General features: G+C 36.3%; 15 protein-coding genes and 1 tRNA gene. 14 read left to right on the top strand and 2 right to left on the bottom strand.

The genetic code is table 11. From position 1 onward, the window contains the following. The first annotated feature begins 4 nt into the window (after window positions 1–4). From HT685_RS06295 to HT685_RS06240, 12 genes are all read left to right on the top strand, one after another. Window positions 5–400: a single-stranded DNA-binding protein gene (locus tag HT685_RS06295; protein ID WP_173226159.1), complete on the top strand. Its 396-nt coding sequence runs from the start codon at window positions 5–7 to the stop codon at window positions 398–400. A gap of 87 nt (window positions 401–487) precedes the next feature. Then, window positions 488–1,453 carry a substrate-binding domain-containing protein gene (locus HT685_RS06290; protein ID WP_173278983.1) on the top strand — a complete coding sequence of 322 codons (966 nt, stop codon included), beginning with the start codon at window positions 488–490 and terminating at the stop codon, window positions 1,451–1,453. Beyond that, complete coding sequence (locus HT685_RS06285; protein ID WP_173226160.1) at window positions 1,453–2,790, top strand: sensor histidine kinase; 1,338 nt, start codon at window positions 1,453–1,455, stop codon at window positions 2,788–2,790. The genes HT685_RS06290 and HT685_RS06285 overlap by 1 nt, the downstream gene beginning before the upstream one ends. Beyond that, window positions 2,765–3,448, top strand: a complete 684-nt coding sequence (locus tag HT685_RS06280) for a response regulator transcription factor (protein WP_173278982.1) — start codon at window positions 2,765–2,767, stop codon at window positions 3,446–3,448. The genes HT685_RS06285 and HT685_RS06280 overlap by 26 nt, the downstream gene beginning before the upstream one ends. Beyond that, a complete protein-coding gene (locus HT685_RS06275) occupies window positions 3,445–4,737 on the top strand; it encodes an extracellular solute-binding protein (RefSeq protein WP_050243268.1) in 1,293 nt (430 codons plus the stop codon). The genes HT685_RS06280 and HT685_RS06275 overlap by 4 nt, the downstream gene beginning before the upstream one ends. Before the next feature lie 160 nt (window positions 4,738–4,897). Next, window positions 4,898–5,335 carry a PTS sugar transporter subunit IIA gene (locus tag HT685_RS06270; RefSeq protein ID WP_050243267.1) on the top strand — a complete coding sequence of 146 codons (438 nt, stop codon included), beginning with the start codon at window positions 4,898–4,900 and terminating at the stop codon, window positions 5,333–5,335. 26 nt (window positions 5,336–5,361) lie between these two features. Next, window positions 5,362–5,856 (top strand): PTS sugar transporter subunit IIB, encoded by a 495-nt coding sequence (locus HT685_RS06265; RefSeq protein ID WP_020903146.1) that lies wholly within the window; start codon window positions 5,362–5,364, stop codon window positions 5,854–5,856. 23 nt (window positions 5,857–5,879) lie between these two features. Beyond that, window positions 5,880–6,722: a PTS sugar transporter subunit IIC gene (locus tag HT685_RS06260; protein ID WP_173226174.1), complete on the top strand. Its 843-nt coding sequence runs from the start codon at window positions 5,880–5,882 to the stop codon at window positions 6,720–6,722. Continuing rightward, window positions 6,703–7,557, top strand: coding sequence for a PTS system mannose/fructose/sorbose family transporter subunit IID (locus HT685_RS06255; RefSeq protein ID WP_173226163.1), 855 nt, complete (start codon window positions 6,703–6,705; stop codon window positions 7,555–7,557). The genes HT685_RS06260 and HT685_RS06255 overlap by 20 nt, the downstream gene beginning before the upstream one ends. A gap of 298 nt (window positions 7,558–7,855) precedes the next feature. Continuing rightward, window positions 7,856–8,140, top strand: coding sequence for a co-chaperone GroES (groES, locus tag HT685_RS06250; RefSeq protein ID WP_173226165.1), 285 nt, complete (start codon window positions 7,856–7,858; stop codon window positions 8,138–8,140). A gap of 15 nt (window positions 8,141–8,155) precedes the next feature. Continuing rightward, complete coding sequence (gene groL, locus HT685_RS06245) at window positions 8,156–9,778, top strand: chaperonin GroEL (protein WP_049521660.1); 1,623 nt, start codon at window positions 8,156–8,158, stop codon at window positions 9,776–9,778. A 137-nt stretch (window positions 9,779–9,915) separates the two neighbouring features. Continuing rightward, window positions 9,916–10,683 carry an epoxyqueuosine reductase QueH gene (locus HT685_RS06240; RefSeq protein ID WP_084889586.1) on the top strand — a complete coding sequence of 256 codons (768 nt, stop codon included), beginning with the start codon at window positions 9,916–9,918 and terminating at the stop codon, window positions 10,681–10,683. 70 nt (window positions 10,684–10,753) lie between these two features. On the opposite strand, the gene HT685_RS06235 is transcribed toward HT685_RS06240, so the two are convergent. After that, window positions 10,754–11,287, bottom strand: coding sequence for a DUF402 domain-containing protein (locus HT685_RS06235; RefSeq protein ID WP_000775321.1), 534 nt, complete (start codon window positions 11,285–11,287; stop codon window positions 10,754–10,756). An 88-nt stretch (window positions 11,288–11,375) separates the two neighbouring features. After that, on the bottom strand, window positions 11,376–12,152 hold the full coding sequence (recX, locus tag HT685_RS06230; protein WP_173226167.1) for a recombination regulator RecX: 777 nt from the start codon (window positions 12,150–12,152) through the stop codon (window positions 11,376–11,378). A 37-nt stretch (window positions 12,153–12,189) separates the two neighbouring features. Between recX and rlmD the strand changes: the two genes are divergently transcribed. Beyond that, window positions 12,190–13,545, top strand: a complete 1,356-nt coding sequence (gene rlmD, locus HT685_RS06225) for a 23S rRNA (uracil(1939)-C(5))-methyltransferase RlmD (RefSeq protein ID WP_173226169.1) — start codon at window positions 12,190–12,192, stop codon at window positions 13,543–13,545. A gap of 61 nt (window positions 13,546–13,606) precedes the next feature. Further along, window positions 13,607–13,678 (top strand) — tRNA-Glu (locus HT685_RS06220). Window positions 13,679–13,782 lie beyond the last annotated feature (104 nt).

Raw genomic sequence — 13,782 nt, 5'->3', positions numbered from 1 at the left:
AAATATGTATAATAAAGTTATCTTAATCGGACGCTTGACGTCTACACCTGAATTGCACAAAACCAACAATGACAAGTCAGTAGCGCGAGCAACTATCGCTGTGAACCGTCGTTACAAAGACCAAAACGGTGAACGTGAAGCTGATTTTGTCAATATGATCCTATGGGGTAGACTAGCAGAAACATTGGCCAGCTATGCAACTAAAGGCAGTCTCATTTCCGTTGATGGAGAATTACGTACCCGTCGTTTTGAGAAAAATGGCCAGATGAACTACGTGACCGAAGTACTTGTTACTGGATTCCAACTCTTGGAAAGTCGTGCCCAACGTGCCATGCGAGAAAATAACGCAGGGCAGGATTTGGCAGACTTGGTTTTGGAAGAGGAAGAATTGCCATTTTAAACATTGAAAAGTCTGAGTTGCTTTCAGGCTTTTTTATAATGTCTAAATGTGTTACAATGAACTAGTTGAAACTTTTTGGAGGTTGGAATGAGTAGAGAATATACAAGAACAATCGTCAAAATTATATTTTGTACAGTAGTCGTATTTGTTTTTGCGATTTATACTCATGTGAGTCAGACAGATCCTATTCCGGGACAAATAAAAGTTGGAGCGACTTATATGACGATGAATAGTGAATTTTATAGACATTTACATAATGAGATTCAACGCTATTCTGATTCAGAAGGTCAGATATTGTATACTCGGGACGCAGAGATGAGTGAAGAAAAACAGAGTAAACAAATTGATGAGTTTATAGAGAAGCGAGTGAATGTTATTGTTATTAATCCGGTTAAGAGTGATAGCGAGCAAATTGTAGAAGCGTTAAGTAGGGCAAAGAATTTTGGAATTAGAGTTATAGCAGTAGATAGTCAGTTGAATAATATAAAAGTTGATACGAGTATAGTTTCTGATAATTACCATGCTGGGATATTAATTGCCAAGGATTTGATGAAACGTACCTCAAATGCTCATATTCTTTTGTTAACGCACAAAGATGCTTTATCAGCTAATCAGAGAATAACTGGTTTTTTGGATACAATAAAATCAGAAGAATATTATCAAATTATCTCAGAAAGAGAAACGGTTGGTCAAACAGAGTATGCTATGACTACTGTAGGTGATGCCTTATCTGAAGGTTTACAATTTGATGCTATAGTGGCTTTAAATGATAGAGCAGCTATAGGAGCTTTAGCAGCAATTAAAGAATTGAAAGTAACTTCAAAAAAACTTATTTACGGAATAGATGGTTCACCAGATATGAAGCATTTATTAGCTACAACAGATGAAGTTACGGGAACGGTTGCTCAATTTCCATCTCATATGGGTAGAAAAGTATCGGAAACAATAGATTTATTAGTAAAAAAAGAAGAAGTTGAAGAATTATATACTATACCTGTACAATTTGTTGATAAAAATAATATAATTCAGTTTGATATTAATGGGTGGCAGTAATGAAACAGGTAAAAGGTGTCCAGTATTCTATAATTTCGCTTTTATTAATTAATTTTCTAACCATTATATACAATGGAGCTTTGTATATACAGATTACAAACTATGTAATTTCAAAGGGGCAGATGACACTCTTATTGGGTGATTTAAATAACATTTCAAAATCACCTGACCAGATTTTTTGGTACTCAATTATTTTTTTTGTCGGTATTATTTTTATATCTACCTATAAAATGTACTCAACTGAGAAAAAATGGCCAATTTTTTCAAAATGGAATTTGTTTGAAATAGTATTAATGATTGGTGTTATATGGTCACAAAATCTGTCATACAATGGAATAATATTATTAGTTTTTGCTGATATATTCTATAGTTCAAGAGAGTTTCAAGACTCTGATAGTAAACGTTCTTGGATTATTTTTATTTTCTTGAGTTTTTTAATGTTACTTTTAACAGACTATGAAATCTTGTCTCTATTTATAAAAGTTCCATCTCTAGCTACCTATATCCAATTTTATCCATCTTCCATACGAGGTATAGTGTTATTTTTAGAAAATGCATTGACATCATTAAATGTTATTATTTTCATCATCTCTTTATTGTCTTATATCCTATACGTGATTAAAGAACATCATAATATTGAAGAAGAGCTTAAAATGTTATCTAGAGTCAACATTGAATTGAATCATTACATATCGTTATCAGAGAAAATCGCTGAAGATCGAGAAAGGAAAAGAATTGCTCGAGAAATTCATGATACTCTAGGGCATGCATTGACAGGAATTTCAGCAGGGATTGATGCTGTTTCTGTACTAATTGATGTTCATCCTATCCGTGCTAAAGAACAGTTGAAAAATGTTTCAAATGCAGTTAGAGAGGGGATAAAAGATGTTAGGGGATCATTACAGAGACTGAGACCAGGAGCTTTGCAAAATAATGGTTTAAAAGATGCTCTAATATTAATGATTAGTGAGTATGAGTCTCTATCAAAACTCTCTGTCGATCTAAAATATGAATGGGGGAATATTGATTTAGATGTTATGCAGGAAGATACTATTTTTAGGATTATACAAGAATCTATGACAAATTCTGTTCGTCACGGACATGCTAGTAAAATGAGCATTCGCTTTATGAGTGAGGATAACAACATAATAGTTTTGCACGATAATGGAATAGGTTTTGACGACTTACAAATTGGGTATGGCTTGAAACAAATGAGAGAGCGAGTTTCTATTTTAGGTGGTTCTATTCATTTTGAAAATAGGGAAGGATTTTACACTAAAATAGTTTTTCCAAAAATAGGAGGTGAAGTATATGATAAAGGTAATGATTGCAGATGATCAGGCGTTAATTAGAGAGTCTTTGCAGATCATTTTATCAGTATATGCTGATATTGATGTTGTATCCGTCGTTGGTGACGGTATCGAAGCTATGGATAACATTATGACTGTAAAACCGGATATAATTTTAATGGACATTAGAATGCCCAGAATGGACGGAGTATTGACTACAAAAGAAATCAAAAAACGTTTTCCAAATATAAAAATTATAATCTTAACAACATTTGATGACGACGAATTCATTTTTAGTGCTTTAAAATATGGTGCATCTGGCTATTTATTAAAAGGAGTTTCAACCGACGAGTTATATCAAGCCATTCAGACAGTGTATAAAGGTGGAGCTATGATTAATCCTAATATAGCTAGTAAGGTATTTCAATTGTTCTCGCAGATGGCACAGACCAATTTTTCTATTACTGTGAAGGAAAAGAATATTGAAAATATATCACTGACAGAATGGAAAATTATTCAGCAAGTGGCATTTGGAGAATCAAATAAGGAAATTGCCAGTAATCTTTTTTTATCCGAGGGAACAGTGCGCAATTACCTTTCTATCATTCTTTCAAAACTAAATTTGAGAGATAGGACACAGTTAGCCATATGGGCTGTACAAACAGGTGTGACACAAAAGAATTTTTCGAAGGAAATGGATAAATGAAAGTAAAGCAATTGTTTCTAGCGATACTGTTTGTGCTAAGTTGCTTGAGTTTATTTCTTATTTGGGAAAACAAGCAGATAAAGATTATTAGACTGGGTTTTTATTCTGATTCTAGTTGGGGAATTCCTACAGGGAATAACAGCTATGTACTAGATGAGGCTATTAAGAAATTTGAAGAGCTTCATCCAGGGGTTAAAATTGTATATGATTCAGGTATTCCTAAGGAGGAGTATTCTAATTGGATTTCAAGTCAAATTTTAAAAGGTTCTGAACCGGATGTATTTCTATTATCAAGCGACCAATTATCTTTATTTGCATCAAAAGGTATTTTAAAAAACCTAAATTCCTATCTGTCTCAAGAAGATGCCTCTAATTTCTATGATGTATCTTTGCAGGCAGCAAAATACGGAGATGATTTATACGGTTTTCCATATGAAAGCAATCCCATGTTGATGTGTGTAAATCAAGATTTACTTTTAAGAGAGGGCATTGAAATTCCTAAAGTAGGGTGGACACTGAAAGATCTATATGAGATTAGTAAAAAAATTACAAAAGATACCGATGGAGATGGAATCGTTGATCAATTTGGGATAACAGGATATAGTTGGAAAGAATCTCTAGCAGCCTTTGGTGTTACTATTTCTGAGAGTGGGATTCCTCGTATAGATTCGTCAGAAATGAAGGATGCTTTATCCTATATAAGGGGATTGAATCAATTAAACGGACGCTACAAAGTAACCTATAAAGATTTTGATGAAGGACATGTGGCCTTTTATCCAATGAGTTTGGCACAATATCGTACATATAAACCTTTTCCTTATCATGTGGCCAAATATACAAATTTTAACTGGACATGTATTTCGTTGCCAACGACTAAGGAAGACATTCGTTCGACTGTAACAGATACTTCCTTATACGTGGTTTCTTCGCGTTCTCGCAATTCAAACCTTGCCGTATCGTTTATAGAATTTTTAACAATTAATCGTGAAATTCAACAAAATTTATTTAATAAGGGTCAAGGAAGCTCAGTATTACCAGAGGTAGTAACTAGTTTGAAGAGTGAAGAGTTGATGAAGAAAGGAATGATTGGTCAAAATGCCTTAACGACTACTTCATTGGATTATATAATGAAAAATTCAATTACAACTATTTTAAAAGGAATAGATTCAAAATCATTGGTTGGAATAGAAGAAAGATTAGAAGCATTATCTATGGATGAAAATAACACGGATATTGAAGGTAGTCTTATTAAGTTACAAAAAGAACTAGATATAGGAACCCTTAAATAGATGTCGAGATTATTTTTTCTTAAATAATATGAACATGGCAGATGTCTTTATTGACATTTGTCATTTTTTTATTGACATTTATCAATAAACTTTTGTGACATTTAACAATTATAAAGTGAAGATAAGGATGATAGAATGAAATCAATAAAAGGAGGGGAATATGAAGTATTTGATATTAGTCAGTCATGGAGGACTCGCAGAGGGATTGAAATCATCTCTTTCTATGTTTGCTTCGGATAAGGTAGATGATGTCATAGCAATTGGCTTAAAAGATGGGGAAAGTCTTGCAGATTTTTCTGTAGAGGTCAAGAATGTTATTGCGTCTCTGGATGAAAATGATTCTGTTCTTGTTTTAGCAGACATTGTTGGGGGAAGTCCTTTAACAACTGTTGCAACAGTATTAGAAGAATTTGGAAAATTAGAGAATGCAACTATTTTGGGAGGCATGAACTTAACAATGGCACTTACAGCAGTGGTGATGAAAGACATTCTGACTGGAAGTGAACTTGTTTCTACGATATTAAACGAATCATCCTCAGCTCTACAGGAATTTGAAGTCGGATCGGATGATAATCTTAATGAAGAAGACGATATTTAGTTATATAAGGAAAGGGATAAAAAATTATGGTAGTAACATTTGTACGAATTGACGATAGAATGATTCATGGACAAACAGTCACTAGATGGGCAAAAGAACATCCATGTGATGGATTAATTGCAGTAAATGATGCTGCTGCATCCAATAAGGTTTTAATTCAGGCCTATAAAGGTGCGTCAGATAAAAAAACATTTGTTTGGACAAAGGAAGCATTTAAAGAAAAATCATCTAAAGTAACAGAATCGGATAGTAGATATTTTTTGATTACTAAGAATCCAATTGATATGAAAGAAATTTTAGTAGACCAGGGCTTTATTCCAGGAGATGTTAAAGAGATTATTGTAGGACCTGCTAACGATAGACCAGGTGCTATCAAGTTGGGAAATAATCAATCAATTACTCAAGAGGAAGCAGTTGCACTAGAAGCAATTGAAAAAGCAGGATATAAAGTTAGATTCCAATTATTACCAGATGTATCTATTGGCTATTGGAGTGATTTTAAATCAAAATTTGGATTTTAATAATGAAATAAGGAGACAAAATGATGGAAATTTCTTGGATTCAAGCAGCTCTTTTAGGATTGTTTGCAAGTTTAGCATCGATGCCAGGTATGGGGGGATCCAGTATTGGTAACTATACTTTGGGGCGTCCATTAGTTGGTGGTTTAATTGTAGGTTTAATATTAGGAGATATAACAACAGGGGTAATCGTTGGTGTGGCTTTGCAGGTATTATATATTGCCTTAGTGACACCTGGTGGAACTGTATCTGCCGATGTACGGGCAATTTCTTATATCGGAATTCCGTTATCTATCCTATTTGTTCATGCAAATAATATTTCAGGTGAAGTAGCGATTGCAGCAGCAGCAGCGCCAATTGGAGCCGCGGTTGGAACAATTGGAACTGTTTTATTCTATGGTACAGCTACTATGAATTTGTTTTGGCAACACATTGGATGGAGAGCTGTAGAGAAAGGTGATTTTAAGAAGTTATATGCTGTTGATTGGGTATATCCTTGGATTTCACATTTTATCTTTTCTTTCTTACCAACAATGATTATTACAAAATTTGGACCAGATATGGTTGATCTTATGAAAGTATATCTTCCGATGGATGGTTTTGTAATGAAGTCTCTATTTACTGTAGGAGCACTCCTTCCATGTGTGGGTATTGCAATACTTTTGAAACAAATTGTTACAAAAACAACAGACTTTATTCCTTTCTTTGTCGGGTTCACGTTAGCAAAATCTTTAGGCTTGAACTTAGTAGCAAGTGGTGTTGTGTCATTAATTTTTGCAGTAATTTATTATGAATTAGAAGTTATTAAATCTGCCCGTACGACAGCAGTTGTCAGTGATATGGGATTTGATGAAGAGGAGGATATTTAGAATGAGTCGAAAAAAAATATCAAGAAAAACATTGACAAAATCATTTCACCACTGGTTCTATGGACATCTGACATGTTTTTCTCAAGAACATATGCAAACTTTTGGATATTTAACTTCTATGCTTCCAATTGTAGAAGAAATGTATGATACTAAGGAAGAGCAAAAAGAAGCTATGCAAACATACACAGCATTCTTTAATACTGAGCCGCAGTTGGGTTCTCTAGTAGTTGGGATAACAGCTGGTTTGGAAGAAGCGCGTGCAAATGGAGATGCCGTAGATAGTGAAACCATTAATGGAATGCGAGCTGGTCTAATGGGGCCTATTGCAGGTATTGGAGATTCACTTATTGTAGGAACATTAATTCCTGTTCTTTTGGGGATAGCACTAGGTCTTTCTAAAGGAGGAAATATTTCTGGTGCAATATTCTATATTATTGCATGGAATCTATTAGTCTATCTTGGAATGCGTTTTGCTTATTTTAAAGGATATGAACTTGGAGATAAAGCAGTAGAATTTTTAGTAGGTCCTAAAGGTCAGGCGCTAAGAAAATCAATTAGTGTTGTTGGTGGTATGGTCATAGGAGCTGTTGCAGCAACTTGGGTATCTGTCACTACGGCGCTAGAGCTGAAAAATGGAGATGGAGAAACATTTTTAAACTTACAAGAAAAGATTGATGGTGTTTATCCAGGTCTTTTGACAGCAGGTTTTATTGTTCTATGTTGGTGGCTGATGGCTAAAAAGAAAGTTTCTCCAAATTGGGTGATGCTATTACTGGTAGTTATTGCACTTGCAGGAGTAGCCTTAGGATTTTTCAATCCAGGATTGAAATATTAATAGTATGTAAAAAAGCAACGGTTTATAATCGTTGTTTTTTATATATGCGTAATATAAGGATTTAGAGTTTCGGTATTTTTTATAAAAGAATTAATGAAAATGCTAATTCCATAAATCATGTTGGTTAAAATTCTACATTATTAAAGTGCAAAATTAGGATAAAGAATTTATCTATTCATCCTCAGAAAGTCAGACTTTTTTCTTGACTATTTCTGACCAAGTGATACAATAGAACTATGAATTAGCACTCAGATATAAAGAGTGCTAATAATATGTAGTTCATCATGGAGGAAAACAGATGTTGAAACCATTAGGAGACCGTGTGGTCTTGAAAATCGAAGAAAAAGAACAAACTGTTGGAGGTTTTGTCCTCGCAGGCTCAGCCCAAGAAAAAACCAAAACAGCTCAAGTTGTAGCTACTGGACAAGGTGTTCGTACCTTGAACGGTGACTTGGTGGCTCCAAGTGTTAATCCTGGAGACCGTGTCTTAGTTGAAGCTCACGCAGGTCTCGATGTCAAAGACGGCGATGAAAAGTACATCATCGTAGGCGAAGCTAACATCTTGGCAATCATTGAAGAATAGAAGGAGAAAGTAAGTATGTCAAAAGAAATTAAATTTTCATCTGACGCTCGTTCAGCTATGGTCCGTGGTGTCGATATCCTTGCAGACACTGTTAAAGTAACCTTGGGACCAAAAGGTCGTAATGTCGTTCTTGAAAAATCATTCGGTTCACCTTTGATTACCAATGACGGTGTGACCATTGCCAAAGAAATCGAATTAGAAGACCATTTTGAAAATATGGGTGCCAAATTGGTATCAGAAGTAGCTTCAAAAACCAATGATATCGCAGGTGACGGAACGACAACTGCAACAGTCTTGACCCAAGCAATTGTCCGCGAAGGAATCAAAAACGTCACAGCAGGTGCCAATCCAATCGGAATTCGTCGTGGGATTGAAACAGCAGTTGCCGCAGCAGTAGAAGCCTTGAAAAACAACGCTATCCCAGTTGCCAATAAAGAAGCTATTGCTCAGGTTGCAGCCGTATCTTCTCGTTCTGAAAAAGTAGGCGAGTACATTTCTGAAGCCATGGAAAAAGTTGGTAAAGACGGTGTCATCACCATCGAAGAGTCACGTGGTATGGAAACAGAACTTGAAGTTGTAGAAGGTATGCAGTTTGACCGTGGTTATCTTTCACAGTACATGGTGACAGATAGCGAAAAAATGGTTGCTGACCTTGAAAATCCGTACATTTTGATTACCGATAAGAAGATTTCAAATATCCAAGAAATCTTGCCCCTCCTAGAAAGCATTCTCCAAAGCAATCGTCCACTCTTGATTATTGCGGATGATGTTGATGGCGAAGCTCTTCCAACTCTTGTTTTGAACAAGATTCGTGGAACCTTCAACGTAGTAGCTGTCAAGGCACCTGGCTTCGGTGACCGTCGCAAAGCCATGCTTGAAGATATAGCCATCTTAACAGGCGGAACAGTTATCACAGAAGACCTTGGTCTTGAGTTGAAAGATGCTACAATTGAAGCTCTTGGTCAAGCAGCGAGAGTAACTGTGGACAAAGATAGCACTGTTATCGTAGAAGGTGCTGGAAATCCTGAAGCTATTTCCCACCGTGTTGCAGTTATCAAGTCTCAAATCGAAACCACAACTTCTGAATTTGACCGTGAAAAATTGCAAGAACGCTTGGCGAAATTGTCAGGTGGTGTAGCGGTCATCAAGGTCGGAGCTGCAACTGAAACTGAGTTGAAAGAAATGAAACTCCGCATTGAAGATGCCCTCAACGCTACTCGTGCAGCCGTTGAAGAAGGAATCGTTGCTGGTGGTGGAACTGCTCTTGTAAATGTCATTCCAGCTGTTGCTGCCTTGGAATTGACAGGAGACGAAGCAACGGGCCGCAATATTGTTCTCCGTGCTTTGGAAGAACCTGTTCGTCAGATCGCACACAATGCAGGATTTGAAGGATCTATTGTTATCGATCGCTTGAAAAATGCTGAAGTTGGAACAGGCTTCAACGCAGCAACTGGCGAATGGGTCAACATGATTGATCAAGGGATTATCGACCCAGTTAAAGTGAGTCGTTCAGCTCTACAAAATGCAGCATCTGTAGCCAGCTTGATTTTGACAACAGAAGCAGTCGTAGCCAATAAACCAGAACCAGTAGCTCCGGCTCCGGCAATGGATCCAAGCATGATGGGCGGCATGATGTAAGCTTTCTATAGAAAACAACTTATAAAAAACACAAAAGGAGGGAATTACTAACCCTCCTTTTTATGCTATTCACTTCTAAATAGATTTGAGCTCTCCTAACTTATATGATAAAATAAGACTAGAAAAAGGAGAAGAACATGATTGATGTAGAAGAAATTCTGAGCAAGATGAACCCCAATCAGAAGATTAATTATGACCGTGTCATGCAGAAGATGGTACAAGTATGGGAGAAAAATGAGCAACGTCCAACTATTCTCATGCATGTTTGCTGTGCCCCTTGCAGTACCTATACTCTAGAATATTTGACTAAGTATGCAGACGTGACCATTTATTTTGCCAATTCTAATATCCATCCCAAGCCAGAATACCACAAGCGGGCTTACGTCACTCAAAAATTTGTCAGTGATTTCAATGAGCGAACTGGCAATAACGTTCAATACCTAGAAGCTCCTTATGAACCTAACGAATATCGTAAACTGGTTCGAGGTTTGGAAGAAGAGCCTGAAGGTGGTGACCGTTGTAAGGTTTGCTTTGACTACCGCCTGGATAAAACAGCGCAAGTGGCTATGGATTTAGGTTTTGACTATTTTGGCTCAGCCTTGACCATCAGTCCTCATAAGAATTCTCAAACCATTAACAGCATCGGAATCGATGTGCAAAAAATTTATACCACTCACTATCTTCCAAGTGATTTCAAGAAAAATCAAGGCTACAAACGTTCGGTAGAGATGTGTGAAGAGTATGACATCTACCGTCAATGTTATTGTGGATGCGTCTATGCAGCCCAGGCTCAAAATATTGATTTGGTTCAGGTTAAGAAGGACGCCACGGCTTTCTTACTGGATAAGGATGTTGAAAAAGACTATTCCCATATCAAATTTACTGTTACGAAATTAGATATATAAGGATAAGCCCAGCTGCAAAGCTGGGTTTTTAAAATAAAAAAACCGGGGTCTTAACCCCAGTTTGACAACTTTACCGATTCTTTAGTTCTACATAGCGCTTGTACCAAATGTTTACATAGGCTTCTGAGAAAGGACCACGTCCATTATTAATCCAATCAACAAGAATTTTGACATGTTCTTTTAAAATATAGTCCAAGTCATCAGAATAATTCATTTTGCGTTTGTGACGCTCGTACTCTTCAACGTCCAAGAGACGTTTTTCCCCATCTGTAAAAATTTTAACATCCAAATCGTAATCAATATACTTCAGTGCTTCTTCATCCAGATAGTAGGGGCTAGCCATATTGCAATAGTAAGAAGTTCCATTATCACGAATCATGGCAATGATATTAAACCAATATTTCTTGTGAAAGTAAACAATAGCCGGTTCTCGAGTGACCCAACGACGACCATCACTTTCGGTAACAAGTGTATGATCGTTGACACCAATAATGGCGTTTTCTGTTGTTTTTAGTACCATGGTGTCCCGCCAAGTTCGGTGGAGACTCCCATCATGCTTATAACTTTGAATTGTAATAAAGTCGCCTTCTTTTGGAAGCTTCATAACTAACCAACTTTCTACAATTTATAAGTTTATCATTTATTATTATACCATAAAATTACCTAAAATCTGTGAATTTCATTTGGAAATATTAAAGATATTCTCTGAGAGCGCTTGCTATATCCGAAAAATCGTAGCCCTTTCGTGCTAAAACTTGAGTTAAACGCTGCTTCAGTTCGTATCCTTCATACTTTCGAGCATACTTAGTATATTGCTTATCAAGCTCTTTGAAGATGAGTTCCTGAGTCGTTTCTTGGTCAACTTGACTATCCAACTGGTCAAAGGCACTTTTAGCATCAGAATAGGAAAAGCCCTTGTTAGTCAAGTTTTGGATTATCTTATCTTGCAAGGCACGAGCTGGAAGTTTTCCCTCATATTTTTTCAATAGTTTATTAGCTACACGTTGAGCAACTTCAGAAAAATCAAATTCTTTCAAGTTCTCTTCTATAGTAGATTTTGAAATTCCCTTTTGTGCTAGTTTCTGAGTCAGTACATAAGGCCCCTTGTCTCCTGAAAGTTGATTGGCATTGATGCTAGCATAAGCGTATTGGCTATCATTGATCCACTTATCTTCTTTAAGATTAGCAATGACTTGAGAAACTATGTTTTCATCAATATCGTATTTTTTTAGATATTCTCTGACCTCTTTTTCAGTGCGTGCTTTAAAGGATAAATGGTAGAGGGCCAGATTCTTACCATAAGAAAATTGAGCAAAGTCCTGAATCTCTTTTAATTCCTCTTCGCTTATCACCTTATCTCTTGATAACATAAAACGAACAATTGTATCTTCGGTGATGTAGCATTTATCGCCATTATCAAGCTCCATCAGATAGAGTCTTTTTTTCTTTTCAAGTTTTGTGATTTTCATAGTTCTATTATAACTCAAAATGTGATAAGATAGGGGTATGAATCTGAAAGTGAAACAAAAAATACCATTAAAAATCAAGCGCATGGGAATTAATGGTGAGGGAATCGGCTTTTATCAAAAAACATTAGTCTTTGTACCTGGAGCTCTCAAAGGTGAAGATATCTATTGTCAGATTATTTCTATTAAACGTAACTTTGTAGAGGCAAAATTACTGAAGGTCAACAAGAAGTCTAAATTCCGAGTTGTGCCAGCTTGTACTATTTATAATGAATGCGGAGGCTGCCAAATCATGCACCTGCATTATGATAAGCAGCTGGAGTTCAAGACGGACTTACTTCATCAAGCGCTGAAAAAATTTGCTCCTGCAGGATATGAAAACTATGAAATTCGTCCAACTATTGGAATGCAGGAACCAAAGTACTACCGTGCTAAGTTACAATTTCAGACTCGAAAATTTAAGAATCAGGTCAAGGCGGGCTTATATGCACAAAATTCTCACTATTTAGTAGAGTTGAAAGACTGCCTGGTACAAGACAAGGAAACCCAAGTGATTGCTAATCGTCTAGCGGAATTACTTACTTTTCACCAAATTCCAATCACGGATGAGAGAAAAGTTCTAGGTGTCCGTACTATTATGGTCAGACGAGCAAGAAAGACTGGACAGGTTCAGATTATTATTGTGACAAATCGTCAGCTTAATTTAACCCAACTAGTAAATGATTTAATTAAAGATTTTCCAGAGGTTGTGACAGTAGCTGTTAATACAAATACAGCTAAAACCAGTGAGATTTATGGTGAAAAGACAGAGATTATCTGGGGAGAAGAGAGTATTCAAGAAGGTGCACTCGATTATGAATTTTCACTATCCCCTCGAGCATTCTATCAACTAAATCCTGAACAAACAGAAGTCCTTTATAACGAGGCGACAAAAGCCTTGGATGTAAATAAAGAAGACCATTTGATTGATGCTTATTGTGGAGTTGGAACGATTGGATTTGCCTTTGCAAAGAAAGTTAAAACACTAAGAGGTATGGATATTATTCCAGAAGCCATTGAAGATGCCAAGCGAAATGCTAAAAGAATGGGATTTGACAATACTCATTATGAAGCTGGAACGGCAGAAGAGATTATTCCTCGTTGGTACAAGGAAGGCTACCGAGCAGATGCTCTGATTGTGGACCCACCACGTACAGGTCTGGATGATAAGTTATTAGATACTATTCTTACTTATGTACCAGAAAAAATGGTTTATATTTCTTGTAATGTTTCGACCTTGGCTCGTGATTTGGTACGCTTAGTAGAAGTCTATGATCTTCATTATATCCAGTCGGTCGATATGTTCCCACATACAGCTAGAACGGAAGCTGTTGTAAAATTAATAAAAAAAGTTTAAAAAAGGTGTTGACAAGTCTGAAAAAGTCGGTATAATAGTAAGAGTTGAAAACAACAACTCTGGTCCGTTGGTCAAGGGGTTAAGACACCGCCTTTTCACGGCGGTAACACGGGTTCGAATCCCGTACGGACTATGGTATGTTACGGTTGAAACACTTGATGAAAAAAAGTTTCAAAAAAACTTAAAAAAGTTTCAAAAAAGTGTTGACAAGCGAAAGTGACTGTGATATACTAATAT

It is taken from the genome of Streptococcus sp. 5004 (genome assembly GCF_013276755.1).
Taxonomy (GTDB): Bacteria; Bacillota; Bacilli; order Lactobacillales; family Streptococcaceae; genus Streptococcus.
Note: the sequence above shows the minus strand (reverse complement) of the source record. Positions and strands in the feature narration are given on the sequence as shown.

Coding starts and splice junctions, on each gene's coding strand:
- HT685_RS06295 (WP_173226159.1), top strand. CDS start 5: ATGTATAATAAAGTTATCTTAATCGGACGCTTGACGTCTACACCTGAA.
- HT685_RS06290 (WP_173278983.1), top strand. CDS start 488: ATGAGTAGAGAATATACAAGAACAATCGTCAAAATTATATTTTGTACA.
- HT685_RS06285 (WP_173226160.1), top strand. CDS start 1,453: ATGAAACAGGTAAAAGGTGTCCAGTATTCTATAATTTCGCTTTTATTA.
- HT685_RS06280 (WP_173278982.1), top strand. CDS start 2,765: ATGATAAAGGTAATGATTGCAGATGATCAGGCGTTAATTAGAGAGTCT.
- HT685_RS06275 (WP_050243268.1), top strand. CDS start 3,445: ATGAAAGTAAAGCAATTGTTTCTAGCGATACTGTTTGTGCTAAGTTGC.
- HT685_RS06270 (WP_050243267.1), top strand. CDS start 4,898: ATGAAGTATTTGATATTAGTCAGTCATGGAGGACTCGCAGAGGGATTG.
- HT685_RS06265 (WP_020903146.1), top strand. CDS start 5,362: ATGGTAGTAACATTTGTACGAATTGACGATAGAATGATTCATGGACAA.
- HT685_RS06260 (WP_173226174.1), top strand. CDS start 5,880: ATGGAAATTTCTTGGATTCAAGCAGCTCTTTTAGGATTGTTTGCAAGT.
- HT685_RS06255 (WP_173226163.1), top strand. CDS start 6,703: ATGAAGAGGAGGATATTTAGAATGAGTCGAAAAAAAATATCAAGAAAA.
- groES (WP_173226165.1), top strand. CDS start 7,856: ATGTTGAAACCATTAGGAGACCGTGTGGTCTTGAAAATCGAAGAAAAA.
- groL (WP_049521660.1), top strand. CDS start 8,156: ATGTCAAAAGAAATTAAATTTTCATCTGACGCTCGTTCAGCTATGGTC.
- HT685_RS06240 (WP_084889586.1), top strand. CDS start 9,916: ATGATTGATGTAGAAGAAATTCTGAGCAAGATGAACCCCAATCAGAAG.
- HT685_RS06235 (WP_000775321.1), bottom strand. CDS start 11,287: ATGAAGCTTCCAAAAGAAGGCGACTTTATTACAATTCAAAGTTATAAG.
- recX (WP_173226167.1), bottom strand. CDS start 12,152: ATGAAAATCACAAAACTTGAAAAGAAAAAAAGACTCTATCTGATGGAG.
- rlmD (WP_173226169.1), top strand. CDS start 12,190: ATGAATCTGAAAGTGAAACAAAAAATACCATTAAAAATCAAGCGCATG.